At 61.8% G+C, this 25,276-nt stretch carries 20 protein-coding genes; 10 read left to right on the top strand and 10 right to left on the bottom strand.

Annotated elements, in window-relative coordinates; genetic code table 11:
• From MKS85_RS19945 to MKS85_RS19955, 3 genes are all read left to right on the top strand, one after another.
• Positions 1–1,266, top strand: a complete 1,266-nt coding sequence (locus tag MKS85_RS19945; RefSeq protein ID WP_047229753.1) for an ABC transporter permease — start codon at positions 1–3, stop codon at positions 1,264–1,266.
• A gap of 11 nt (positions 1,267–1,277) precedes the next feature.
• Positions 1,278–1,796 carry a DUF3299 domain-containing protein gene (locus tag MKS85_RS19950; RefSeq protein WP_188251923.1) on the top strand — a complete coding sequence of 173 codons (519 nt, stop codon included), beginning with the start codon at positions 1,278–1,280 and terminating at the stop codon, positions 1,794–1,796.
• Positions 1,797–2,052: 256 nt separating this feature from the next.
• Entirely contained in the window at positions 2,053–2,751 is a 699-nt protein-coding gene (locus tag MKS85_RS19955) for an OmpW family protein (protein ID WP_107321784.1), read from the top strand.
• A 135-nt stretch (positions 2,752–2,886) separates the two neighbouring features.
• Here the strand turns inward: MKS85_RS19955 and MKS85_RS19960 are convergent, their stop codons facing one another.
• Positions 2,887–3,816: an NAD-dependent epimerase/dehydratase family protein gene (locus MKS85_RS19960; RefSeq protein ID WP_188251922.1), complete on the bottom strand. Its 930-nt coding sequence runs from the start codon at positions 3,814–3,816 to the stop codon at positions 2,887–2,889.
• Positions 3,809–4,693, bottom strand: a complete 885-nt coding sequence (locus MKS85_RS19965; protein ID WP_076386543.1) for a sugar nucleotide-binding protein — start codon at positions 4,691–4,693, stop codon at positions 3,809–3,811. Before MKS85_RS19965 ends, MKS85_RS19960 begins: the two co-directional genes overlap by 8 nt.
• A gap of 300 nt (positions 4,694–4,993) precedes the next feature.
• On the opposite strand from MKS85_RS19965, the gene MKS85_RS19970 reads away from it, so the two are divergent.
• The 5 genes from MKS85_RS19970 (at position 4,994) to MKS85_RS19990 (ending at position 13,550) form a co-directional block, all read left to right on the top strand.
• On the top strand, positions 4,994–9,307 hold the full coding sequence (locus MKS85_RS19970; RefSeq protein ID WP_188251921.1) for a DEAD/DEAH box helicase: 4,314 nt from the start codon (positions 4,994–4,996) through the stop codon (positions 9,305–9,307).
• A 209-nt stretch (positions 9,308–9,516) separates the two neighbouring features.
• On the top strand, positions 9,517–10,443 hold the full coding sequence (locus MKS85_RS19975; protein ID WP_047229758.1) for a DUF72 domain-containing protein: 927 nt from the start codon (positions 9,517–9,519) through the stop codon (positions 10,441–10,443).
• On the top strand, positions 10,440–11,252 hold the full coding sequence (locus MKS85_RS19980) for an endonuclease/exonuclease/phosphatase family protein (RefSeq protein WP_076383448.1): 813 nt from the start codon (positions 10,440–10,442) through the stop codon (positions 11,250–11,252). The genes MKS85_RS19975 and MKS85_RS19980 overlap by 4 nt, the downstream gene beginning before the upstream one ends.
• Positions 11,249–12,547: a cardiolipin synthase ClsB gene (gene clsB, locus MKS85_RS19985; RefSeq protein WP_047229760.1), complete on the top strand. Its 1,299-nt coding sequence runs from the start codon at positions 11,249–11,251 to the stop codon at positions 12,545–12,547. The genes MKS85_RS19980 and clsB overlap by 4 nt, the downstream gene beginning before the upstream one ends.
• The gene (locus tag MKS85_RS19990; protein ID WP_160893667.1) at positions 12,534–13,550 is read left to right on the top strand and encodes a lysylphosphatidylglycerol synthase domain-containing protein; all 1,017 of its coding nucleotides are present in this window, start codon (positions 12,534–12,536) and stop codon (positions 13,548–13,550) included. Before clsB ends, MKS85_RS19990 begins: the two co-directional genes overlap by 14 nt.
• A 153-nt stretch (positions 13,551–13,703) precedes the next feature.
• Here the strand turns inward: MKS85_RS19990 and MKS85_RS19995 are convergent, their stop codons facing one another.
• The 3 genes from MKS85_RS19995 to MKS85_RS20005 form a co-directional block, all read right to left on the bottom strand.
• Entirely contained in the window at positions 13,704–14,462 is a 759-nt protein-coding gene (locus MKS85_RS19995; protein WP_047229762.1) for a S9 family peptidase, read from the bottom strand.
• Positions 14,452–15,561 (bottom strand): DUF3182 family protein, encoded by a 1,110-nt coding sequence (locus tag MKS85_RS20000; RefSeq protein WP_188251920.1) that lies wholly within the window; start codon positions 15,559–15,561, stop codon positions 14,452–14,454. Before MKS85_RS20000 ends, MKS85_RS19995 begins: the two co-directional genes overlap by 11 nt.
• Before the next feature lie 211 nt (positions 15,562–15,772).
• The gene (locus MKS85_RS20005; RefSeq protein ID WP_107321779.1) at positions 15,773–16,765 is read right to left on the bottom strand and encodes a GlxA family transcriptional regulator; all 993 of its coding nucleotides are present in this window, start codon (positions 16,763–16,765) and stop codon (positions 15,773–15,775) included.
• 96 nt (positions 16,766–16,861) lie between these two features.
• On the opposite strand from MKS85_RS20005, the gene MKS85_RS20010 reads away from it, so the two are divergent.
• Entirely contained in the window at positions 16,862–17,416 is a 555-nt protein-coding gene (locus MKS85_RS20010) for a cysteine hydrolase family protein (protein ID WP_188251919.1), read from the top strand.
• A 107-nt stretch (positions 17,417–17,523) separates the two neighbouring features.
• Here MKS85_RS20010 and MKS85_RS20015 read toward each other — a convergent pair whose 3' ends face one another.
• Together MKS85_RS20015 and MKS85_RS20020 are read right to left on the bottom strand one after the other, a co-directional pair.
• On the bottom strand, positions 17,524–18,042 hold the full coding sequence (locus MKS85_RS20015; RefSeq protein ID WP_047229766.1) for a single-stranded DNA-binding protein: 519 nt from the start codon (positions 18,040–18,042) through the stop codon (positions 17,524–17,526).
• A gap of 9 nt (positions 18,043–18,051) precedes the next feature.
• Positions 18,052–19,449 carry an MFS transporter gene (locus tag MKS85_RS20020; RefSeq protein ID WP_188251918.1) on the bottom strand — a complete coding sequence of 466 codons (1,398 nt, stop codon included), beginning with the start codon at positions 19,447–19,449 and terminating at the stop codon, positions 18,052–18,054.
• A gap of 179 nt (positions 19,450–19,628) precedes the next feature.
• Here MKS85_RS20020 and uvrA point away from each other — a divergent pair, with 179 nt between their 5' ends.
• Positions 19,629–22,463, top strand: coding sequence for an excinuclease ABC subunit UvrA (gene uvrA, locus MKS85_RS20025; RefSeq protein ID WP_047229768.1), 2,835 nt, complete (start codon positions 19,629–19,631; stop codon positions 22,461–22,463).
• A gap of 123 nt (positions 22,464–22,586) precedes the next feature.
• Here the strand turns inward: uvrA and bfr are convergent, their stop codons facing one another.
• The 3 genes from bfr to rplQ all read right to left on the bottom strand — a co-directional run bounded on the left by bfr (position 22,587) and on the right by rplQ (position 25,268).
• Entirely contained in the window at positions 22,587–23,051 is a 465-nt protein-coding gene (bfr, locus tag MKS85_RS20030) for a bacterioferritin (protein ID WP_025215751.1), read from the bottom strand.
• 157 nt (positions 23,052–23,208) lie between these two features.
• Positions 23,209–24,657 (bottom strand): catalase, encoded by a 1,449-nt coding sequence (locus tag MKS85_RS20035; protein WP_047229769.1) that lies wholly within the window; start codon positions 24,655–24,657, stop codon positions 23,209–23,211.
• Positions 24,658–24,881: 224 nt separating this feature from the next.
• Positions 24,882–25,268, bottom strand: a complete 387-nt coding sequence (gene rplQ / locus MKS85_RS20040) for a 50S ribosomal protein L17 (protein ID WP_003186009.1) — start codon at positions 25,266–25,268, stop codon at positions 24,882–24,884.
• Positions 25,269–25,276: the final 8 nt, after the last annotated feature.

The following is a 25,276-nucleotide window of genomic DNA, read 5'->3' on the forward strand; positions in this document are numbered from 1 at the left end:
ATGTATTTGTTCCGTCTTGCCATGGCCAGCCTGGCGAACCGCCGTTTCACCGCGATCCTCACCGCATTCGCCATTGCCCTTTCGGTGTGCCTGCTGCTGGCGGTAGAGCGGGTACGCACCGAGGCGCGGGCCAGTTTCGCCAGCACCATCAGTGGCACCGACCTGATCGTCGGTGCCCGCTCGGGTTCGGTGAACCTGCTGCTGTATTCGGTGTTTCGCATCGGCAACGCCACCAACAACATCCGCTGGGACAGCTTCGAGCAGTTCGCCAGCAACCCGAAAGTGAAGTGGGCGATCCCCATGTCCCTGGGCGATTCCCATCGCGGCTACCGGGTGATGGGCACGACCGAGGCCTACTTCGAGCATTACCAATACGGTCGCCGGCAACACCTGGCGCTGGCCGAGGGCCGCGCCTTCGCCACCGATCCATTCGAAGTGGTGCTCGGCGCCGAAGTGGCCGAGGCGCTGCATTACACGCTGGGCGACAAACTGGTGCTGGCCCACGGCGTGGCGGTGGTCAGCCTGGTCAAGCACGATGACAAGCCCTTCACCGTGGTCGGTATTCTCAAGCGCACCGGCACCCCGGTGGACCGCACGCTGCACATCAGCCTCGGCGGCATGGAAGCGATCCACATCGACTGGAAAAACGGTGTGCCGGCCCAGGGCAAGGGCCGCATCAGCGCCGACCAGGCCCGCAACATGGACCTGACGCCCAAGGCGATCACCGCGTTCATGCTTGGCCTCAACAGCAAGATTTCCACCTTCGCCCTGCAGCGCGAGATCAACGAGTTCCGCGGCGAGCCGTTGCTGGCGATCCTGCCCGGCGTGGCGTTGCAGGAGTTATGGAGCCTGATGGGCACGGCGGAAAAAGCCTTGTTCGTGATTTCGCTGTTCGTGGTGCTGACCGGTCTGATCGGCATGCTCACGGCGATTCTCACCAGCCTCAACGAGCGGCGGCGGGAGATGGCGATCCTGCGCTCGGTGGGCGCGCGGCCGTGGCACATCGCGACCCTGCTGGTGCTCGAAGCCTTCGCCCTGGCGCTGGCCGGGGTCGCCGCCGGGCTGGCCCTGCTGTACATCGGCATCGCCGCCGCGCAGGGTTATGTGCAGTCGGCCTATGGGTTGTATCTGCCCTTGGCCTGGCCGAGCGAATATGAATGGACGCTGATGGCTGGCATTCTGGTCGCCGCTCTACTGATGGGCAGCGTGCCGGCCTGGCGCGCCTATCGCCAATCGTTGGCCGATGGCCTGTCGATCCGTTTATGAGGACGTTGAAGATGCCCCGCGCTTTGCTTGCGCTGTTGATGACGGTCGCCCTACCGCTGTGGGCGGCCGAACCGAGGGACTTGGCGTGGCAGGAAATGATCCCGCCGGACGCACCGCCGGAAGTGCCGAACATGACGCCGCTGCACGACCTGTCGCAGATGAGCGATGCCCTGGCCGCCGAAGCGGCCCCGGCGGCCAAGCAGGATCTGCCCAACGCGCCGGTGGTCAAGGAACTCGACGGCCAGCAGATTCGTTTGCCGGGTTACATCGTGCCGCTGGAAGTCAGCGAAGAAGGCCGCACCACGGACTTTTTGCTGGTGCCGTATTTCGGCGCTTGCATCCACGTACCGCCACCGCCGTCGAATCAGATCGTGCATGTGAAAAGTGAAATCGGGGTCAAGCTCGACGAGTTGTACCAGCCGTACTGGGTCGAAGGGCCGATGCAGGTCAAGCCGTCCACCAGTGAACTGGCCGATGCCGGGTATCAGATGGCGGCTGAGAAGATTTATGTGTATGAACTGCCGGAGTGAATCTGGTGGTGATGTGTTGGCAATGGAATAGCTATCGCGAGCAGGCTCGCTCCCACAGTTGACCGAGTTGCTTCAGAAGGAATCCGGTCCAATGTGGGAGCGAGCCTGCTCGCGATGGGGCCCTCAAGATTTCCTCATCATCATTTTATTGAGCTGAGTCAATTAATAGACCCAGACTCATTGAGCTGAGTCAAAAGACCGCCCTAGAGCGCTGCGTACCATGAGACATCAATTTTAGATGCCCTCTGGAGCCCCCATGCAAAAGTCTCTGCTCAGCGCTTCCCTCGTGGCCCTCGCGCTCGCCTCCCCGCTCGCCCAGGCTCATACCGCTGGCGACATCATCGTTCGCGCCGGCGCCATCACCGTCAACCCGGAAGCCGACAGTTCCAGCGTCAAGGTCGATCGTGGCCCGCTGGCCGGCGCCGACCTGGGCGGCAAGGCAACCATGAGCAGCGACACACAGCTAGGCCTGAACTTCGCCTACATGATCACCAACAACCTGGGCATCGAACTGCTGGCCGCATCGCCGTTCGAGCACGATGTGAAGATCAAAGGCACCGCCCTGGGTGCGGCCAACAACAAGCTCGGTACCCTCAAGCACCTGCCGCCAACCCTGAGCCTGGTCTACTACCCGCTCGACGCCACGTCGGCCTTCCAGCCTTACGTCGGCGCCGGCATCAACTACACCTGGATCTACGATGAACACGTCGGCAGCGAAGCCAGCGCCAACGGCTTCAGCAACTTCCGGGCGAGCAACAGTTGGGGCATGGCGTGGCAAGTGGGCGCCGACTACATGCTGACCGACAACATCATGGTCAACGGCCAGATTCGCTACATCGACATCGACACCACCGCCTATGTGGACAACAACGCCGTGGCCAGCGGAACCCGGGCCAAGGTGAATGTCGATGTGGACCCTTGGATCTACATGGTGGGGTTGGGTTACAAGTTCTAAATCATTCTTGAGAGTAAGAAAAAACCTGTGGGAGCGAGCCTGCTCGCGATTGCGTTGGATCAGCCGGCATTGATGCCAGCTGACAAACCGCTATCGCGAGCAGGCTCGCTCCCACAGTTTTTGGTGGCGTAGGATTCAGCGTTCCAGCAGCCGCGCCAGCCCCACGCTCATCGGCGTTTGTGGTGGAAAGCTGAAGCGCTCCAACAGCCGGCGATTGTCAGCCCGGGAATGGCGGATGTCGCCGGAGCGAGCCGGGCCGTAGCTGATCGGCGGCAGATCGCCCACCACCACGGCCAGGGCCTGGAGCAATTGTTTGAGGGTCGTGGCCTGGTTCCAGCCGACGTTCACGGCGCCCACTTGCACCTCAGGTGTTTCAATGGCCTGCACCAACACGTCCACCAGGTCTTCGACGTAGACAAAATCCCGGGTCTGCTCGCCGTCGCCGAACACCGTGATCGGCAGGCTTTTCTGTGCCCGTTCGCTGAAGATGCTGATGACCCCGGAATAAGGCGAGGACGGATCCTGACGCGGGCCGTAGATGTTGAAGAAGCGGAACACCGCCGGCTCCAGTGCGTGCTGGCGGCGGTAGAAGTCCAGGTAGAACTCGCTGGCCAGCTTGTCCGAAGCATATGGCGTGAGCGGGGCCTTGGGCGTTTCCTCGTCGATGGACTCACCTTCGCCGTTGTTGCCATAGACCGCTGCGCTGGAGGCGAACAGCACCCGCTTCACCCCGGCCTGGCGCATGGCTTCGCAGACATTGAGGGTGCCGATGAAATTGCTCTGGTGGGTGCGCACCGGGTCGTCCACCGAGGCCTGCACCGAAGCCACTGCTGCCAGGTGCGCCACGGCGCTGCAACCGGCCACGGCCCGGGCTACCAGCGCCGCATTGGCCACGTCGCCTTCGATCAGTTCAACCAGAGGGTTGTCCAGCGGCAGGTTACTGCGCTTGCCGGTGGACAAGTCATCGAGGATGCGTACCGAATGACCCTTGGCGAGCAAGGCGTCGGTCAGGTGCGAACCAATGAAACCAGCGCCGCCGGTGATTAAAACAGGACCTTTAGCCATGACGATAAAACCTATCCAGTAAGCCCGGGAGTGCAGCGCGCCAGGCGCGGGGCTTGATCCCGAACGTGTGCAGAATTTTCTTGCAGGCCAGCACCGCATGCTGCGGTTCTTCCGCGGCGTCCGGCCGTGCGGCGTGTGCCTGGGGGGTAGGCGATTCGATTGCCAGGGGATGCAGGGCCCGGGCTTCGGTGAGGATCGCTTGCCCCAACGCCAGCGGCGTGGTCGCCTCATGCCCGGCATAGTGGTAGGTGCCCCACAACGGCGCGGCGCAATCGAGTTGCTTGAGCACCGAGATGATCACCCGCGCCGCGTCGTCCACTGGCGTCGGATTGCCCCGACGGTCGTCGGCCAACAGCAGGTCTTCGGGTTGTTCGGCCCGGGCCAGGAAACGTCCCAGGATGCCGTCGGCGCTGTCGTCCAGCAGCCAGCCGAAACGCAACAGCACATGTTGCGGACAGGTGGCGCGCACGCTCTGCTCGATCCGCCACAACGCCTGCCCGCGCAGACCCAAAGGCACAGGTTCGTCCTTTTCGCTGTACGCCGTAGCGCGGGATCCATCAAACACGCGATAGCTCGACGGTTGCAGCAAAATGATGTTGTGATGCTGGCACAGCTCGGCCAGCCGCTCGACAGCGCGCTCCTGGCTGGCCAGGCGCTGCTCGCTGACGGTCTCAGCCTGGAACCAGTCGAAGTAGTACGCCAGGTTGATCAAGGCGTCCGGTCGAGTGTCGTCCAGCAGCTGCGTCAGGCTCGCGGCATCCCAGCCGTCTTCGGGGGGGCGGGGGGCAAGAAAACCGATGTCTTCTTCCGCACCGAGGCGAATCAGCGCCTGCCCAAGGGCATTTCCGCCGCCCAGTAACATAAGGCGCATTCGCATAAAGTCAGCAGGCCCGGTCTGTTGGCAAAAGAATTGGGTCGACAACGCCCGCAGGCGTTGTCGGAATCGTTGCATTTTGCGGGTTTAGTGCGCAACCGTCATCCGTAAAGTGCAGATCCGGTATTTGTGTAAGCTTCACAGGCTTTATTGCGAGCAGGCTCGCTCCCACAATGGAGCGAGTCTCTTCAGAAAGAATGCGGTCGAATGTGGGAGCGAGCCTGCTCGCGATGAGGCCCTCCCAGGCCAGGCATCGCTCAGAGGTACTTGCATCTTCCCCATCCCACCCGCATAACTGCCCACATGAATCTGCCCTTCCCAGCCGACCACGCCATGGCAGGCTTTCATCCCGCCGTTCGCGCCTGGTTCAGCCAGACATTCCCGGCGGTCACGGCCGCTCAGGCCCGGGCGTGGCCGTTGATCGGGCAGCGCCGTTCGACCCTGGTGGCTGCGCCCACGGGATCGGGCAAGACCCTGACGGCATTTCTTGCCGTACTGGATGACCTGGTACACCGAGGCCTGGAACAGGGCGGTCTGCCGGACCAGACCCTGGTGGTCTATGTCTCGCCGCTCAAGGCACTGAGCAACGACATCCAGATCAACCTGCAAAACCCACTGGCCGGCATTACCGAACAATTGCGGCAGATGGGCCTGCCGCCGTTGCACATCACCACCGCCGTGCGCACCGGAGACACGCCACAAAAAGACCGCACAGCGATGCGCAAGACCGCGCCGCATATTCTGGTGACCACTCCCGAATCGCTTTACGTGCTGCTCGGCTCCGATTCCGGCCGGCAAATGCTCGCCAGCACCCGCACCGTCATTGTCGACGAGATCCACGCCATCGCCGCCAGCAAGCGCGGCAGTCACCTGGCCTTGAGCCTGGAGCGTTTGCAAGCGCTGTGCGCCGAACCGCTGATGCGCATCGGTCTGTCCGCCACGCAAAAACCCATCGAAGCGGTGTCGCGTTTTCTCGTTGGCCAGGGGCGCAGCTGTGAAATCGTCGACATCGGCCACGCCCGCCCCCGGGACCTGGACATAGAAGTGCCACCCGTGCCGCTCTCGGCGGTGATGGCCAATGATGTTTGGGAACTGGTCTACAACCGCCTCGCCGAACTGGCCCGGGAACACCGCACCACCCTGATTTTCGTCAACACCCGGCGACTGGCCGAACGCCTGAGCCGTCATTTGAGCGAACGCCTGGGCAAGCACGCCGTGGCCGCTCACCACGGCAGCCTGGCCAAGGAGTTTCGCCTCGACGCCGAACAACGGCTCAAGCGCGGCGAGTTGCAGGTGTTGATCGCCACCGCGTCCCTGGAACTGGGCATCGATATCGGCGACGTCGACCTGGTGTGTCAGATCGCCTCGCCGCGGTCGATCTCGGCGTTTTTGCAACGGGTCGGCCGCTCGGGCCATCAGGTTGGCGGCACGCCCAAGGGACGCCTGTTCGCCACCACCCGCGACGACTTGATCGAATGCGTCGCCCTGCTCGATTGCGTGCGCCGGGGAGAGCTGGACATTCTGCACATCCCCAAGGCGCCACTGGATGTGCTGGCCCAGCAGATCGTCGCCGAGGTCAGTTGCCAGGAATGGCCGGAACAGGCGCTGCTGGAAACCTTTCGCCGCGCCGCGCCCTATGCCGAGTTGGACGACGGCCACTATCAGGCGCTGCTGCACATGCTCGCCGAGGGCCTCAATGGTCGTCAGGGCGTGCGCAGTGCGTACCTGCATCGCGACGCCGTCACCCGCACCCTGCGCGGGCGCCGGGGCAGCAAGCTGACCGCCGTGACCAGCGGCGGCACTATCCCGGACAACGCCGACTACAGCGTGCTGCTCGAACCCCAAGGATTGAACATCGGCAGCGTCAACGAAGACTTCGCCGTGGAGAGCATTGCCGGCGACGTGTTCCAACTGGGCAATACCTCTTACCGCATCATTCGCGTGGAGACCGGTCGGGTGCGGGTCGAGGACGCCCAGGGCCAGCCGCCGACCATTCCGTTCTGGCTTGGCGAAGCCCCTGGCCGCAGCGCCGAGTTGTCCCTGGCGGTAGCCCGCCTGCAAGCCCAACTGGACCAACTGCTCGGTGCCACGCCGGGCAACTTGCAACCGGCCCTCGACTGGCTGACCGGCACCTTGCAACTGAACCTGGCCAGTGCCGAACAACTGGTGGACTATCTGGCCCCGGCACGCCTGGCCTTCGGCGCCCTGCCGTCCCAGGACACACTGGTGATGGAGCGGTTTTTCGACGAGTCCGGCGGCACGCAACTGATCATCCATACGCCGTTCGGCAGCCGCATCAACCGCGCCTGGGGCTTGGCCCTGCGCAAGCGTTTCTGCCGCACCTTCAATTTCGAATTGCAGGCCGCCGCCAGCGAAGACGCCATCGTGCTGTCGCTGTCCACCAGCCACAGCTTCGAGCTGGACGAGGTCTGGCGCTATCTCAATAGCCATAGTGCCGAACAGATATTGATCCAGGCCGTGCTGGATGCGCCGCTGTTCGGCGTGCGCTGGCGCTGGAATGCCAGTGTCGCCCTGGCCTTGCCGCGCTATTCGGGCGGACGCAAAGTCGCTCCGCAGATCCAGCGCATGAAAAGCGAAGACCTGATCGCCAGCGTATTCCCGGACCAGATCGCCTGCCTGGAGAACCTCGCCGGCGAACGGGAAATTCCCAATCACCCACTGGTGGAACAGACCCTCGACGACTGCCTGCACGAAGCCATGGACAGCGAAGGCTGGCTGACGCTGTTGCGGCGCATGGAAGCCGGCGAGGTTCGTCTGATCAGCCGCGATCTGCCGGCGCCCTCGCCCCTGGCGGCGGAAATCCTCAGCGCCCGGCCCTACACCTTTCTCGACGACGCCCCGCTGGAAGAACGCCGCACTCAAGCGGTGATCAACCGGCGCTGGAGCGACCCGCAGTCTACCGACGACCTCGGTGCACTCGACGCCGACGCCATCCAGGCGGTACGGGACGAAGCCTGGCCGGCCCCCACCAACCTCGATGAAATGCACGAAGCACTGATGAGCCTGGCCTGCATCGCCGACAGCGAGGCAGGTGCTCAGCCGTCGAGGCTGGACTGGCTGCAGGCCCTGGCCGAGCGCGGCCGCGCCAGTCATGTACAGATCAGCGCCGAACGAGGTGTGTGGGTGGCGCTGGAACGACTGACGTGTCTGCAAGCCATTTATCCACAGGCTCAATGGCGACCGCCGCTGACGCCGCTGGCGGGTTTCGATGAACCCTGGGACCGCGATGAGGCCATGGTGGAGGTACTGCGCGCGCGGCTCAGCGCCTTTGGTCCACTGCCGCTGGAGGCCATCGCCTACCCGCTGGGGCTAACGCCCCCGCCCATCACCCAGGCCCTGGCGCAACTGGAACAGCAAGGCTACGTGCTGCGTGGCCGATTCACCCCCGGCAGCGGACAGGAAGAATGGTGCGAGCGGCATTTGCTGGCGCGTATCCACCGCTACACCGTCAAGCGCCTGCGCCGGGAAATCGAGCCGGTGATGTTGCAGGATTTCATGCGGTTCCTGTTCGACTGGCAGCATCTGTCGCCGTCCACCCAAGGCCGGGGCAACGCGGTGCTGCCGTCGATCATCAGTCAGTTCGAAGGCTATCCGGCCGCCGCCTCGGCGTGGGACAGCGACCTGTTGCCGGCGCGGATCAAGGACTATTCCCCGAGCTGGCTCGATGAGCTGTGCCGCAGCGGCAAGCTGGTGTGGACGCGCCTGAGCGCTCGTCAGAAGCAATCTTCCAGCGCCTTGCGCAGCACGCCGATTGTGTTGCTGCCGCGCAATCAGGTCGCCCTCTGGAGCAGCCTGACTGAACAGACCCCACCCAGCGAGCTGTCACCCAAGACGCAAAAAGTCCATAAGGCCCTCAGCGAACACGGCGCGCTGTTTTTCGATGAGTTGTTGCACGAGGCGCACTTGCTGCGCAGCGAACTGGAAATCGCGCTACAGGAACTGGTAGGCGCCGGGCTGGTAAATGCCGACAGCTTCGCCGGGTTGCGCGCGTTGATCACCCCTGCCAGTAAGCGCCAGGCGCGCAGCAGTCGGCGCGGGCGCGGGGCATTCGTTGGCGGCATGGACGATGCCGGGCGCTGGGCCTTGTTACGCCGTAGCACACCAGAGCCCGAGGAAGGAAACCGGCCAGCGGCGATACCACCCGACACCCTCGAACACATCGCCATGACCTTGCTGCGCCGTTATGGCGTGGTGTTCTGGCGCCTGTTGGAGCGGGAGGCGGATTGGTTGCCGAGCTGGCGCGAGTTACTGCGCACGTTTCATCGCCTGGAGGCGCGGGGAGAGATTCGTGGCGGACGTTTTGTCAGCGGCCTGGCGGGCGAGCAATTCGCCCTGCCCGAAGCCATTCCATTGCTGCGGGAAGTGCGCCGCCGCCCCAGCGACGGCGCCCTGGTCGCGGTGTGCGGTGTCGACCCGCTGAACCTGGCCGGCACCTTGTTGCCGGGAGCGAAAGTACCGGCGCTGGCGAGCAATCGGCTGGTGTATCGCGATGGCCTGCCGGCGGCGGCGCAGATCGCGGGCAAACAGCATGTGTGGCTGGAGCTGGATGCGCAGGGCATGACTGAGGTAAGGAACAAGCTGATCCAGAGAAGTTGAGGGTGTCTGGACGGACCTCATCGCGAGCAGGCTCGCTCCCACATTTGATCTGCGCTGGGGGCCCCATTCAGCAACTACTGAAACACAGCGAACAAGACTGCAGGACTTCACCTGCCCTCACCGTCGGTAACTCCATCGAAACTTTCTACCCCGCGCGACAGTCATCAAAAGACACAGGCGGTACGAGGTCATTGGCACGGGAGGGACACATGACGGCGATCCACATTGGCATTTCCGGTTGGCGTTATACGCCTTGGCGGGGGGATTTCTACCCCAAGGGGCTGACCCAGAAACGGGAATTGCAATTCGCCTCGCGAGCGGTCAACAGCATCGAAATCAATGGATCGTTCTACGCCCTGCAACGCCCCGAACGGTATGCCCAGTGGTACGCCGAGACCCCGCCCGGCTTCGTCTTCAGCGTCAAGGCGCCGCGTTTCATCACCCACATCAGACGTCTTCGGGACATTCACAAGCCGCTGGCCAATTTCTTCGCTTCCGGCGTGCTGGAGCTCAAGGAGAAACTCGGCGCGATCCTCTGGCAGTTTCCTCCCAGTTTCAAATTCGATCCCGAGTTGTTCGAAGACTTTCTCAAGCAACTGCCCCACAACACTGAAGATGCCGCCGCCCTGGCCCGGGAGCACGAACCGCGCCTGAACGGCCACGCCAGCACCCAGGCCGACAAGAAGCGGCCGCTGCGTCACGCGGTGGAGATCCGTCATGAAAGCTTTATCGATCCACACTTCATCACCTTGCTCAAACGCTACGACGTGGCACTGGTGATCGCTGACACCGCGGGAAAATGGCCGTATCGCGAAGACGTTACCAGCGACTTCGTGTACTTGCGCCTGCACGGAGCCGAGGAGCTATACGCCAGCGGCTACACCGATGCGGCCTTGAAACGCTGGGGCGAGCGGATCGAGGCCTGGAGCCACGGCACACAACCGCGCGATGCCCATTTGATCGACCCGAAAAAGAAACCCCGCGCCCGCAAGAGCCGGGAGGTGTTCTGCTATTTCGACAATGACATCAAAGTCCGTGCGCCCTATGACGCGCGTCACTTGTTGGAGCACTTCGACCTGGACAAGGACCTGGCCACCACGCCCGGCGAGCGCCCGGCCGAGGGGGTATTGCCATGAGCATCCCGGAGTTCACCGAAACGACCCGCGATCCAACCCAGGAACGGACGCAAGACCTCGACCGGATCAATCGCTTCACCGTCCTGACGGTCAACACCCATAAAGGTTTCACCGCCCTGAACCGGCGCTTCATCCTCCCGGAACTGCGCGAGGCGGTGCGCAGTGTGTCCGCCGACGTGGTGTTCTTGCAGGAAGTCCACGGCACCCACGAACACCACCCGCAGCGCTATTCCAACTGGCCGAGCATGCCGCAATACGAATTCCTCGCCGATAGCCTCTGGCCACAATTCGCCTACGGGCGCAACGCGGTGTACCCGGCGGGGGACCATGGCAACGCATTGCTGTCCAAATTCCAGATCATTCGCCACGACAACCTGGACGTGTCTATCAGCGGCCATGAAAGCCGCGGCATGCTCCACAGCGTGCTGCGTCTGCCGGGCGGCGATGAGCGGGAAATCCACGCCATCTGCGTGCACCTGGGGTTGCGCGAGGGGCATCGTGTCGAGCAATTGAAACTGCTTTGCCAGCGTTTGAGCGAACTGCCGCCCGAGGCGCCGGTCATCGTCGCCGGGGATTTCAATGACTGGCGCGGCAAAGCCAGCGAGCTGCTTGAACCCAGCGGCCTGCGGGAGGTGTTCGCCGAGCAATGGGGCAAGCCGGCCCGCAGCTTTCCGGCGCGCCTGCCGGTCCTGCGTCTGGACCGCATCTACGTGCGCAACCTCAAGGCCCGTCATCCCAAGGTATTGAACGTACGCCCCTGGTCGCACCTTTCCGACCATGCACCGCTTTCGGTGGAGATCGAATTATGAGCGCGACTATGAACAAGGCGACGGTGGAACAGGTAGAGGTTCCGCCGACCGAGCGCAATCCGGCGCTGGTGGACATCGAGTACGGTTGGCACGGCAATAACCGGGTCACGCTTTTGGAGAACGGCGAGGAGTATTTTCCCAGGGTCTTTGAGGCCATACGCCGGGCCGAAAAGGAAATCCTCCTTGAGACCTTCATTCTGTTCGAGGACAAAGTCGGTATCGAACTACGGGACCTGTTGGTGGACGCGGCCGGACGTGGCGTGCGCATCACCGTCAGCCTGGACGGTTTTGGCTGCGGCGAGCTGACCCCGGAATTTCTGGCGACATTGAGCGACGCCGGGGTGCGTTTGCAGATATTCGATCCCGCACCCCGGCACCTGGGCATCCGCACCAACTGGTTCCGGCGCCTGCACCGCAAGATCGTCGTGGTGGACGGTGTGATCGCGTTTATCGGCGGGATCAATTTTTCCGCAGACCATCTGGGCGACTTCGGTCCCGAGGCCAAGCAGGATTATTCCGTGGAGGTCAAAGGACCGGCGGTGGTGGATATCCATCACTTCGCGCTGTTGCAGAGCGGTCGGCCCAGCCGGGCCAAATATTGGTGGCAACGCCGCCGCAGCCGCCGCAACGAGTTGGCCTTCAACGATCATGACGGTCAGGTGCGGCTGGTCTATCGCGACAACCATGAGCATCAGACCGACATCGAAGAGGTGTACCTGCAAGTATTGCGCAGCGCCCAGCGACGCGTGGTCATTGCCAATGCCTATTTCTTCCCCGGTTTCCGGCTGCTGCGCGAGATCCGCAATGCCGCGCGGCGTGGCGTGGAAGTACGACTGATCCTGCAGGGCCAGCCGGACATGATGATCGCCAAGCTCGCAGCGCGGATGCTGTACAACTATCTGCTCAAGGCCGGCGTGGTGATCTACGAGTATTGCGAACGGCCGTTGCACGGCAAAGTCGCCTTGGTGGATGAGGACTGGAGCACGGTGGGCTCAAGTAACCTCGACCCCCTGAGCCTGTCCCTGAACCTGGAAGCCAATGTGCTGATCCGCGACCGGGCCTTCAACCGTGAATTGTTCGAGCGCCTCGATGATCTGAGCCGCAACCATTGCACCGTCATGCCGGCCAACCCTGCCCCTCGGGGCCTGCTGTGGCGCATGACCATCGGCTTCATGGTGTTTCACTTCCTGCGCCACTTTCCGGCCTGGGCCGGCTGGCTGCCAGCCCATAAGCCGCGCCTGAAACCTTTTTCGCCGCCCACGGCGGTTCGGAGCGAACCCCATGAACCACTCTGACGCGCACACGGCGCCAAGTGATGCCCACGCATCTGATGCCCACGCGGCCGAACACAGCAAACCCAAATCACGCTGGAGCCGCTGGAAACGCCCACTGACCCTGGCCTTCTTCCTGCTGCTGATCGTGTTGTTCACTGCCCTGGCCCGGCGCATTGACTGGGCCGAAGTGTTCGCGACCCTGGCGGACTTCAAACTGCGCACGTTGCTCATTGCCGCTGCGCTCACCGTTACCAGTTTCATCACTTACGCTTGCTACGACCTGATCGGCCGCACCTACATACGGCAGAAACTGGGCTGGCGGCAGATATTGCCGGTGGGGGTGATCAGCTACGCCTTCAATCTGAACCTCAGTGCCTGGGTCGGCGGCATCGCCATGCGCTACCGGCTGTATTCACGGCTGGGGGTCAGCAACGGGAACATCGCCAAGATCCTCGGCCTGAGCCTGGCCACGAACTGGTTCGGCTACATGACCCTGGCCGGGGTGGTGTTCAGCAGTGGCCTGGTGACGATGCCACCAGGCTGGAAACTGAGCAGCACTGCGCTGCAAGGCGTGGGCGTGCTGCTGCTGTGCATCAGTGCCGGTTATCTGGTGGCCTGTCGGTTTTCCAAACGTCGGGCCTGGACCATCCGCGGCATGGAAATCAACCTGCCGTCGCTGCGCATGGCGGGGCTGCAACTGGCGCTGGGGGCGTTGAACTGGTCGCTGATGGCGGCGGTGATCTTCACCCTGCTGCCGGGCAAGCTGGATTATCCGGTGGTGCTCGGGGTGCTGATGATCAGCAGCATTGCCGGGGTCATCACGCACATTCCGGCGGGATTGGGGGTGCTGGAGGCGGTGTTCATTGCCCTGCTGCAGCACGAGGTTTCTCGTGGCAGCCTGCTGGCGGGGCTGATTGCCTATCGAGCGATCTACTTCATCTTGCCGTTGTTGATCACGGTGGTGATGTACCTGGTGATCGAGGCGAAGGCCAAGGCATTGCGGGTCAAGCCGGGGCCTAAGTGACAAGGTTCTGAGTTATGGGTTGTCTGAGCGGGCCTCTTCGCGAGCAGGCTCGCTCCCACAATTGATCTGCGGCGAACATAGGATTCCTGTCCACCAAAGATCTCCTGTGGGAGCGAGCCTGCTCGCGATAAGGCCCGCATGAACACAGCGCAATCACCGCGCCTGAATAATGCTCAACCGCTCACCCACTACCATCTCGGTGATCCAGTCCACCAGGATTGAGGTGTAGGCCTGTTGGGACACTGGGTCGCTCAAGGCATGGTCGGCGCCGTCGATGATCCGGTGCGTCAGCGAATGGGTCTGCTGGCACGCCGCTCGGTAGCTCATGATCGTCGCGTGGGGCACATGGTCGTCGGTCTCCGATTCCACCAGCAACACATCACCGGTGAACTGCGAGCACGCATGCAAGGCGCGATTGGTGTCGGCGTGCACCAGGGTACTGCGATAATCCAGCAGGTCAGTCTTGTCCAGGTCACGCTTGGGCGTGTGCCATTGCTCGTCGCGATACAGCGCCGGCACTCGCAAAGCCAGCCAGCGCACTGGCCGCAGCAACGTCAGGATCGCCGCCAGGTAACCGCCATAGCTGGTGCCCACCACGGCGATCGCCGAGGTGTCCAAGGCTGGATGGGCGAGCAGCCGGTCATAGGCGGTGAGCAAATCCCGCAGGTTATCTTCCCGGGTTACCCGGGATAACGGAATGCCAGCCCCGCCGGTATGCCCGCGCAAGTCAAAGGTCAGACAGACGCAACCCAGGCCGGCAATGCCTTTGGCGCGTTCCAGGTCACGCTCCTGGCTACCGCCCCAACCGTGGACGAACAACACCCCTGGAACCTTCGATTTAGGGCTCAGAAAGGTGCCGTTCATGTATTCGTCGTCGATCTCGATCTGAATGGTTTCGCTTCTAGCCGTCATAGTAATGAACCGTTACGTATTTAAGAAGAAAGTCACCATTGTGCGCCGGGCCGCGATAGACCTCCCTGGCCCCAAGGGGCAGCGGCTGGTCAGTGTAGGTCTCCACCGAGGACACACGAACCGCGCTGGACGAAGGGTCCTCAGTGAATGCTTGCAACGCCGCGAGCTCAGCACTGCTGGCCCCGCCCATGCGCCATGACTGCTCCAGCACACCACCGCGAGGCTGACCACTGACGTCAATGCCCTGGGCGATGTCGTAGTTGCGCCGCGAGGCAAAGAACGTTGGAAAAGCCTGATTGGCGGCATCGTCAAACACCTGCGCCAACCGCACCGCCTCACGCACATCGTCGGGCAGCTCAAGCTTGAGCAATTCAATATAGCCGCCCTGCACCGCCAACAGGTCCGAGCCGCCGTAAACCTCCAGCCCTTCACTGTCCCGCGTCAGATGTTGCACACCGCAATAGCTCAAGACCTTGCCGTTGATGAAGCTCTGGCCGACGCTCTGGGTCTTGACCTGTTCGAGGTTCTGCTCAAGCACCACACCGTCGCGAAACAGCGCTTGAGCCTCGGGGCCGGCGGCGATTTCATCGAATTGCGCCAGACTCTTGATCACTCGCTGATCGCGTCCGGCACAGGCATGGATAGGCTTGAAGCGGATCGCTCCGGTGTACAGCAGGTGCTCGGCCGCCTGGCGCGCGTCCTGGAGCGCAAATACCGTCACGCCATCGAGCACCGCACCCCGGGTCAACTTGGCAAACAGCGGTGACCAGCCCAATGGCGCGACCGCGTGCCTGTTCAACAGACCGTGGGTGATTGCCTTGGTGCAGATAAAATCATGCTCGACGTAACCGCCCCATAGATCCTCCGGCCCTTTGACGCCCAAGCGCAGGGCGGCTTCGGCACCTATGACGGTTTGCGTGGGCAGCAAGTACAGATCATGGCCAGCATGATGCTGTTGGTCATAACTGCCGCCGTATTCAAGGCCGAGAATCTGCGCCAGCCAGCGGGCCAGCGCCCGATTGGTTTCGACTTCATGAAGCGGCGCGTGAGGGTTAATCGAATGATCCACTACCAGTTTGTTGCGATTGACCGTCGTCATGCGGTGCCCTTTTAACTGCGCTCGATGGCTTTAGGTAAAGGGGTGCAGAGATCAGGCCAACGGTGTTGCGAGCCAGGACGAGCAACGAAACGGGCGTCTGAGGGAGGATTGATAGCACCGGGCCTGTTTCATTCTGCACGACACCCTGAGGACATCCGGCAAATTGCACGACGGCTACGCCGGTAACAGCCCCGGTGGCGAGGGATTGAGACTACTTTGGCGCATTCATCGGGCTGACCCCAAACCTCGCCCGATAATCACTGGGCGCCAACCCAGTAATTTTCTTGAACGTCGTACGAAAAGCCCCCGGGTCCTGATACCCCACCGTCCAGGCAATGTGGTCGATGGTGCCATTGGTGAACTCCAGCATTTCCCGGGCCTTGCCGACGCGCAAGTGCTGACAGTATTCGGTGGGCTTGAGCCCGGTGGCGGCGCGAAACCTGCGCAGGAAGGTGCGTTCCTCCAGCCCGGCCTGTTCGGCCATGGCGCCGAGGGAAACGTCCACTGCGCCGCTGCCTTGCAACCAGTGCTGGACCTTGAGAATGGCCGCGTCACCGTGTCCGAGGATGGGCGCAAAGTTACTGCCACATTGGCTGGCGCTGTCGCTGTGTTCGATCACCAGAAACTGCGCCGTGCGCGTGGCGATGCTGGGGCCGAGCAGGCGGTCCACCAGTCGTAGCCCCAGCTCTGACCAGGCCATCAGCCCGGCCGTGGTAATCAGGTCGCCATCGTCGACGATGGGTTTATCAGCGTCGAGCTTGATCTTCGGATAACGCGCGGCAAAGGTCTTGGCCGAGGTCCAGTGGGTCGTGGCGCTGCGCCCATCGAGCAGGCCACTTTCGGCCAACAGAATCGAACCGACACACACACCACCCAGCACCGTGCCGTCGGCATGCCGCGCTCGCAACCAGGTCATCAGCGCCTGCGACACCAGCCCCTCACTGAAACCGGCGATGGACGGTGGAATCAGCAGCGCAACCAGCCTGCCCTGAGGACCGGCGAAACTCTCGAACACCCGGGTCGGCACTTCTCCCTCCTGCGCTCGCCAATGACTGACCCGCAGGCGCGGCAACTGAGAACTGGCTTGCTCGTCGGCAATCCGCTGCGCCACGGCGAACAGATCGGTCAAGCCATGCACCGCCGCCAGTTGCGCGCCGGGGTAGATGAGCACCCCGAGTTCAGCGACTGCCCTTTGCTGCGTCATTGTCAGTTTTCCCTCGCTTATTGTCGTTACGGCCCATTCTGAAACCGGTGGCATGAGCCAATACTGGCTTCAGACCCCACTGATCGAGGAAGCCTTATGTCCAAGCAAGCGCTCATCGTAGTCGATATCCAGAACGACTACTTCCCCCAGGGAAAATGGCCATTGGTCGGTGCCGAAGCGGCCGCCGATAACGCCGCCAGACTGATCGAAGCCTTTCGCCAGGCAGCGGATCAGGTGGTGCACATCCGCCACGAATTCACCTCCGATTCCGCACCGTTCTTCACCCCAGGCTCTGAAGGTGCGCAACTGCATCCCAAAGTGCTCAACCGCGCCGACGAACCGGTGGTGCTCAAGCACTTCGTCAACTCGTTTCGCGAAACCCAATTGCAAGCCATCCTTGACCGCCACGACATTAAGCATCTGGTGATCGTCGGCAGCATGAGCCACATGTGCATCGACGGGGTCGCCCGGGCGGCGGCGGACATGGGCTATGAGGTCACGGTGATTCACGATGCTTGTGCCAGCCGCGATCTGGAATTCAATGGGCTCGTCGTCCCGGCGGCTCACGTACATGCGGCCTTCATGTCGGCCCTGGGTTTTGCCTATGCGAATGTGGTGAGCACTGAACAGTTTTTGGCTGCCCGCCACTGAGTCATGCCTCAAGCGGCAAATCCAAGGCTAAAAAAAACCGCGCCTCGTAAACCGAAGCGCGGTTTTGTTTTTAGCTTGAAGCTCGCTGCCTGGAGCTTCCAGCGGCTTTAGAACGGAATATCGTCATCAAAGCTGTCGAAATCCGGAGCCGGTTGCGGCGCGGCCTGTTGCGGAGCCGCTGGGCGTTCACGCTGTGGCTGAGGCGCCGACTGCGGGCGAGGCGCCTGCTGGCGTGGAGCGGCCTGCTGGTAGTTGTTGCCACCTTGCTGCTGGTCACCCTGTGGACGACCGCCCAGCAGTTGCATGGTGCCTTGCATATCGACCACGATTTCGGTGGTGTAGCGCTTGATGCCGTCTTTTTCCCACTCGCGGGTCTGCAGCTTGCCTTCGATGTACACCTGCGAACCCTTGCGCAGGTATTCGCCGGCGATTTCGGCCACCTTGCCGAACATCGACACGCGGTGCCATTCGGTCTTCTCGACCTTCTGGCCGGTCTGCTTGTCGGTCCACTGTTCGCTGGTCGCCAGACTCAGGTTGGTCACAGCGTTGCCATTGGGCAGGTAGCGAACTTCGGGATCCTGGCCGCAAGTACCGACCAATATGACTTTGTTAACCCCACGGGCCATAACGTTCTCCTAGGCTTCGCACGTGGTCGGGGCCGGGTTGTTCACCAGGCGCTCGAGCGTCGCGCGATCCAATAATTCGGTGTCCAGTTTGATATAAACGGCCGCTTCGTCGGCGACCACCACTGCATCGGTTACTCCAACGACGGCCTTAAGGCGCTCGGTCAGGCCTGCTTCGCGGATGGCTTCGGGCGACAACGGCAAGCGCAGGCTCGTCACATACGGAGGTTCGCGCATGGTAACAGCAAAGACCAGCCAAAGTGCAGCCAGCGCGGCGCATCCCAGGAACACAACCGACAAACCGCCATGCTGGAACAACCAGCCGCCGAGGATCCCGCCCAACGCCGAACCGAGGAACTGGCTGGTGGAGTAAACCCCCATCGCCGTGCCCTTGCCTCCCGCCGGTGAAACCTTGCTGATCAGCGACGGCAGCGACGCCTCCAGCAGATTGAACGCGGTGAAGAACACCACTGTGCCGATCACCAGGGCCCGCAGGCTGTCGCCGAACTGCCAGAAGAATAGCTCAGTGAGCATCAGCGTCACGACGGCGCCGAGCAAAACTCGTTTCATTTTGCGTCGCTTCTCGCCGTAGATGATGAACGGAATCATGGCGAAAAACGAAATCAGCAGCGCAGTCAGGTAAACCCACCAGTGCTGCTCCTTGGGCAGGCCGGCCTTCTCCACCAGCGCCAGCGGCAAGGCAACGAAGCTGGACATCAACATGGCGTGGAGCACGAAGATGCCCAGGTCCAGACGCAGCAGGTCCGGGTGCTTGAGCGTCGGCATCAGCGCCTGGCGAGCCACCCCTGATTCGCGGTGCTGCAACGGCCCGGTGGAGCGCGGCACCATGAACGCCACGATCAGGATGCCCACCAGCGCCATGCCCCCCGTGACCAGAAACAGCCCCGACAAGCCAAAGGAGCGGGTCAGCAACGGCCCGACGACCATGGCGACGGCGAACGACAGACCGATCGTCATGCCGATCATGGCCATGGCCTTGGTCCGATGCTGTTCGCGGGTCAGGTCCGACAGCAAAGCCATGACGGCTGCGGAAATCGCCCCGGCGCCTTGCAGGATGCGTCCGGCGATCACGCCCCAGATCGAATCGGCATTGGCCGCCAGCACACTGCCCAGGGCGAAGACAATCAAGCCCAGGTAGATGACGGGACGCCGGCCTATGCGGTCGGAAATGACCCCGAACGGGATCTGGAAAATCGCCTGGGTCAGGCCGTACGCGCCAATCGCCAACCCGATGAGGGCCGGGGTCGCGCCTGCCAGATCCATCCCATAGGTCGCCAGCACCGGCAACACCATGAACATGCCCAGCATACGGAAGGCGAACACAAGAGCCAGACCGCTTGCTGCGCGTGTCTCGCCGCTGCTCATACGTTCGCTGTGGGGATCGTGCATGGAAAAACCTCGTGTGAACCGGCGGCGATTCTACCAGTCCCATCGATTGAGGGGGTATATCGCGACCGTTTGCCGCGCAGTCTTCATGTATGACTGCAAACTCACTTTCAATAGTGTGCATCCATCCAGTATTTGCCCGTATACTCCTACGTTTTCGACGCCCGCCGAGCGAGGCCACTTTGGACAAGATCCTGATTCGTGGGGCCCGTACCCACAACCTGAAGAACATCGACCTGACCCTGCCACGGGACAAGCTGATCGTCATCACCGGCCTGTCCGGATCCGGCAAATCATCCCTGGCCTTCGACACCCTGTACGCTGAAGGCCAGCGGCGCTATGTCGAATCGCTGTCGGCCTACGCCCGGCAGTTCCTGTCGATGATGGAAAAACCCGACGTCGACACCATCGAAGGCCTGTCGCCGGCGATTTCCATCGAACAGAAGTCGACTTCCCACAACCCACGCTCAACCGTCGGCACCATCACCGAGATCTACGACTACCTGCGCCTGCTGTATGCGCGGGTCGGTATTCCCCGGTGTCCCGACCACGACATCCCGCTGGAAGCCCAGACCGTCAGCCAAATGGTCGACCTGGTGCTGGCCCAGCCCGAAGGCAGCAAGTTGATGCTGCTGGCGCCGGTCATCCGCGAGCGCAAGGGCGAGCACCTGATGGTCTTCGAAGAACTGCGCGCCCAAGGCTTCGTTCGGGCACGGGTCAACGGCAAGCTGTGCGAACTGGACGAACTGCCGAAGCTGGATAAACAGAAAAAGCATTCGATCGATGTGGTGGTCGACCGCTTCAAGGTCCGGGCCGACCTGCAACAGCGTCTGGCAGAGTCCTTCGAGACGGCACTGAAACTGGCCGACGGCATCGCCCTGGTAGCCCCGATGGACGACGAGCCCGGCGAGGAAATCATCTTCTCGGCGCGCTTCGCCTGCCCGATCTGCGGCCACGCCATCAGCGAGCTGGAACCCAAGCTGTTCTCCTTCAACAACCCGGCCGGCGCGTGCCCGACCTGCGATGGCCTGGGGGTCAAGCAGTTCTTCGACACCAAGCGCCTGGTCAATGGCGAACTGACCCTGGCCGAGGGCGCGATTCGCGGCTGGGACCGGCGTAACGTCTACTACTTCCAGATGCTCGGGTCGCTGGCGGCCCACTACAAGTTCAGCCTGGACAAACCCTTCAACGAGCTGCCCGCCGACCAGCAGAAATTCATCCTGCACGGCAGCGGCTCACAAAGTGTCGACTTCAAATACCTGAACGACCGTGGCGATATCGTCAAACGCTCCCACCCGTTCGAAGGCATCGTGCCGAACCTGGAGCGGCGTTATCGCGAGACCGAATCGGCCAGCGTGCGCGAAGAACTGGCCAAGTTCCTCAGCACCCAGCCCTGCCCCGATTGCCGCGGTACCCGTTTGCGTCGGGAGGCGCGGCATGTGTGGGTCGGCGAGAAAACCCTGCCGGCGGTGACCAACCTGCCGATTGGGGACGCCACCGACTACTTCGGCGGCTTGAAGCTCACCGGCCGCCGGGGCGAAATTGCCGACAAGATCCTCAAGGAAATCCGCGAGCGCCTGCAATTTCTGGTGAACGTTGGCCTGGACTACCTGACCCTCGATCGCAGCGCAGATACCTTGTCCGGCGGCGAAGCCCAGCGTATTCGCCTGGCCAGCCAGATCGGTGCCGGCCTGGTGGGGGTGATGTACATCCTCGATGAACCGTCCATTGGCCTGCACCAGCGGGACAACGATCGACTGCTCGGGACGCTCAAGCACCTGCGGGACATCGGCAACACGGTGATCGTGGTCGAACACGACGAGGATGCGATCCGCCTGGCGGATTACGTCGTGGACATCGGTCCGGGTGCGGGCGTGCATGGCGGGCATATCGTTGCCCAAGGCACAGCCGCCGAAGTCATGGCGCATCCCGACTCCCTGACCGGCAAATACCTGTCGGGCCGGGTGAAGATCAAGGTGCCGGCCAAGCGTACGCCGCGCAACAAGAAGCTGTCGCTGAGCCTCAAGGGCGCCCGTGGCAACAACCTGCGCAACGTTGACCTGGACATCCCGATTGGGCTGCTGACTTGCGTGACCGGTGTGTCCGGCTCCGGCAAATCGACGCTGATCAACAACACCCTGTTCCCCCTCAGCGCTACGGCCCTGAACGGCGCCACGACCCTGGAGGCCGCCGCCCACGACAGCATCAAGGGCCTGGAGCATCTGGACAAGGTCGTCGACATCGACCAGAGCCCCATCGGTCGCACACCGCGCTCCAACCCGGCGACTTATACCGGGCTGTTCACGCCGATTCGCGAGTTGTTCGCCGGCGTGCCGGAGTCCCGTTCACGCGGCTATGGCCCGGGGCGTTTCTCGTTCAACGTCAAGGGCGGGCGCTGCGAAGCCTGCCAGGGCGACGGCCTGATCAAGGTCGAGATGCACTTCTTGCCGGACATCTATGTGCCGTGCGACGTGTGCAAGAGCAAGCGCTACAACCGCGAAACCCTGGAGATCAAGTACAAGGGCAAGAATATCCACGAAACCCTCGAGATGACCATCGAAGAGGCCAGGGTGTTCTTTGACGCGGTGCCGGCCCTGGCGCGCAAGCTCCAGACGCTGATGGATGTGGGGCTGTCGTACATCAAGCTTGGGCAATCGGCAACGACGTTGTCCGGCGGCGAGGCCCAGCGGGTCAAGCTGTCTCGCGAGCTGTCCAAGCGTGATACCGGCAAGACCCTGTACATCCTCGACGAGCCGACCACGGGCTTGCACTTCGCTGATATCCAGCAATTGCTCGACGTCCTGCACCGCCTTCGCGACCATGGCAACACCGTGGTGGTAATCGAGCACAACCTGGATGTGATCAAGACGGCGGACTGGCTGGTGGACCTGGGGCCGGAAGGCGGCTCCAAGGGTGGTCAGATCATCGCGGTGGGTACCCCCGAGGAAGTGGCCGAGATGAAGCAGTCGTACACTGGCTACTACCTCAAGCCGTTGCTGGAGCGTGACCGGGACTGATTTTTCCCCGGCCACGAAAAAGCCCCTGTCATCTCATCAATGACAGGGGCTTTTTTGTTTGATCGTTCCTACGCTCCGCGTGGGAATGCAGCTTGGGACGCTCTGCGTTCCCTTTCCCTGCAATCAGAACTGCGACTGCAGGTAATTTTCCAGGCCTATCAACTTGATCAGGCCCAGCTGCTTCTCGAGCCAGTAGGTATGGTCTTCTTCGGTGTCGTTGAGCTGGATGCGCAGGATCTCGCGGGTCACGTAATCGTTGTGTTGTTCGCAGAGCTCAATGCCCTTGCACAGCGCGGCACGGACTTTGTATTCCAGGCGCAGGTCGGCCGCGAGCATGTCTGGCACCGTGGTGCCGATGTCCAGATCATCCGGGCGCATGCGTGGCGTACCTTCGAGCATCAGGATCCGGCGCATCAACGCATCAGCGTGCTGGGCCTCTTCTTCCATCTCATGGTTGATACGTTCGTAGAGCTCGGTAAAACCCCAGTCCTCGTACATCCGCGAGTGGATGAAATATTGATCACGGGCTGCCAGTTCGCCTGTCAGCAGCGTGTTGAGGTAATCGATTACGTCTGGGTGACCTTGCATCGCCCTACATCTCCACAAGCTTTGAAGGCTCTAGTTTGAACCAAGCTGACCGCAAGGTCACTCGCCTATCGCAATAAAAGCGAAGAAAATCCGAGAAAAGCCGGTTAAATAACGCAAAAACCGCCCAATTGAGGGCGGTTCTGCTTCTCGTTTAGACTTAGTTAAGCTGTACGCCCAACGCTTTCGCGATGCCTTCACCGTAAGCGACATCCGCTTTGAAGAAGTGCTGCAACTGACGATCGACGACATCCGCCGATACACCGGCCATCGCACCCGCGATGTTGCTGATCAGCAGCGCTTTCTGGGCATCATTCATCAAGCGGAACAGCGCACCGGCGTGACTGTAGTAGTCGGTATCTTCGCGGTGATCGTAACGGTCTGCCGAACCACCGAGCGCCAGGGCCGGTTCAGCATAACGCGGAGCCTGCTTGGGGGCCTCGACGTAGCTGTTGGGCTCGTAGTTCGGTGCTGCACCGCCATTGCTGCCGAACGCCATGGCTCCGTCGCGCTGGTAAGTGTTGACCGGGCTGCGCGGGGCGTTGACTGGCAATTGCTGGTGATTGGTACCCACACGGTAGCGGTGTGCATCAGCGTAGGCGAACACACGACCTTGCAGCATGCGGTCCGGCGAAAGGCCAACCCCTGGAACCATATTGCTCGGCCCGAACGCCGCCTGCTCAACCTCAGCGAAGTAGTTCAGCGGGTTACGGTTGAGTTCCAGCTCGCCGACCTCGATCAACGGAAACTCCTTCTGCGACCAAGTCTTGGTCACGTCGAACGGGTTCTCGTAATGGGCCGCCGCTTGGGCCTCGGTCATGATCTGGATGCAGACGCTCCACTTCGGGAAATCGCCACGCTCGATTGCATTGAACAGATCACGCTGAGCGTAATCCGGGTCGGTGCCCGCCAGGCGTGCAGCTTCAGCCGGCGTCAGGTTCTTGATCCCTTGCTTGGTCTTGTAGTGCCATTTCACCCAGTGACGCTCACCCTGGGCACTGATCAGGCTATAGGTGTGGCTGCCAAAGCCGTGCATGTGACGGTAGCCATCGGGAATGCCACGATCAGAGAACAGAATGGTGACCTGGTGCAAAGCCTCAGGCGAATGCGACCAGAAATCCCACATCATTTGGGCACTTTTCAGATTGCTTTGGGGCAGGCGCTTCTGCGTATGGATGAAATCGGGGAATTTCAGCGGATCGCGGATGAAGAACACAGGGGTGTTATTACCCACGATGTCCCAGTTCCCTTCCTCGGTGTAGAACTTCAGGGCGAAACCGCGTGGATCGCGCTCAGTATCGGCAGAGCCACGCTCGCCACCCACGGTGGAAAAACGCAGGAACGTCGGGGTCTGTTTGCCGACCGACTCAAACAGCTTGGCGCTGGTGTACTGGGTGATATCCCGGGTTACGGTAAATGTGCCGTAAGCGCCCGATCCCTTAGCGTGTACACGGCGCTCGGGAATGTTCTCGCGATTGAAGTGAGCGAGCTTCTCGATAAGGTGGAAGTCGTCGAGCAACAGCGGGCCACGCGGGCCAGCGGAGCGAGAGTTCTGGTTATCGGCGACAGGAGCGCCGCTGGCGGTCGTAAGCGTTTTGGTCTGGCTCATGCTCAATCTTCCTAGGTCGGTCTTCAAACTGCCGGCTAATCGGCTGGAAAGGAGTATTGATCATGTTAATGACAGTATCCAAATTCATTAAATCATGGACATCGATAGTCATTATCTAATGCTGTCGCATTGCCAAGCGCAAGCCAGCCAACAGAGGTGACTGCCACTTTTTGACCAGGCACAAAAAACCGGGCACAAGGCCCGGTTTTTTGTATGTTGCCGACTTACTCAGCGGATACAGCTTCACCGCTGGTAGCACGATCAACCAACTCGACGTACGCCATAGGCGCGTTGTCGCCAGCGCGGAAACCGCACTTGAGGATGCGCAGGTAGCCACCCTCACGGGTAGCGTAACGCTTGCCCAGGTCGTTGAAGAGCTTACCAACGATAGCTTTCGAACGAGTACGGTCGAAAGCCAGACGGCGGTTAGCCAAGCTATCTGTCTTGGCCAAAGTGATCAGCGGCTCAGCAACGCGGCGCAGTTCTTTGGCTTTCGGCAGTGTAGTTTTGATCAGCTCGTGCTCGAACAGCGACACCGCCATGTTTTGGAACATGGCCTTGCGGTGCGAGCTGGTGCGGCTCAGGTGACGACCACTTTTACGATGACGCATGGTTCATT

It is taken from the genome of Pseudomonas sp. JL2 (assembly GCF_031570495.1).
In the GTDB taxonomy this organism is placed as follows: Bacteria; Pseudomonadota; Gammaproteobacteria; order Pseudomonadales; family Pseudomonadaceae; genus Aquipseudomonas; species Aquipseudomonas rhizophila.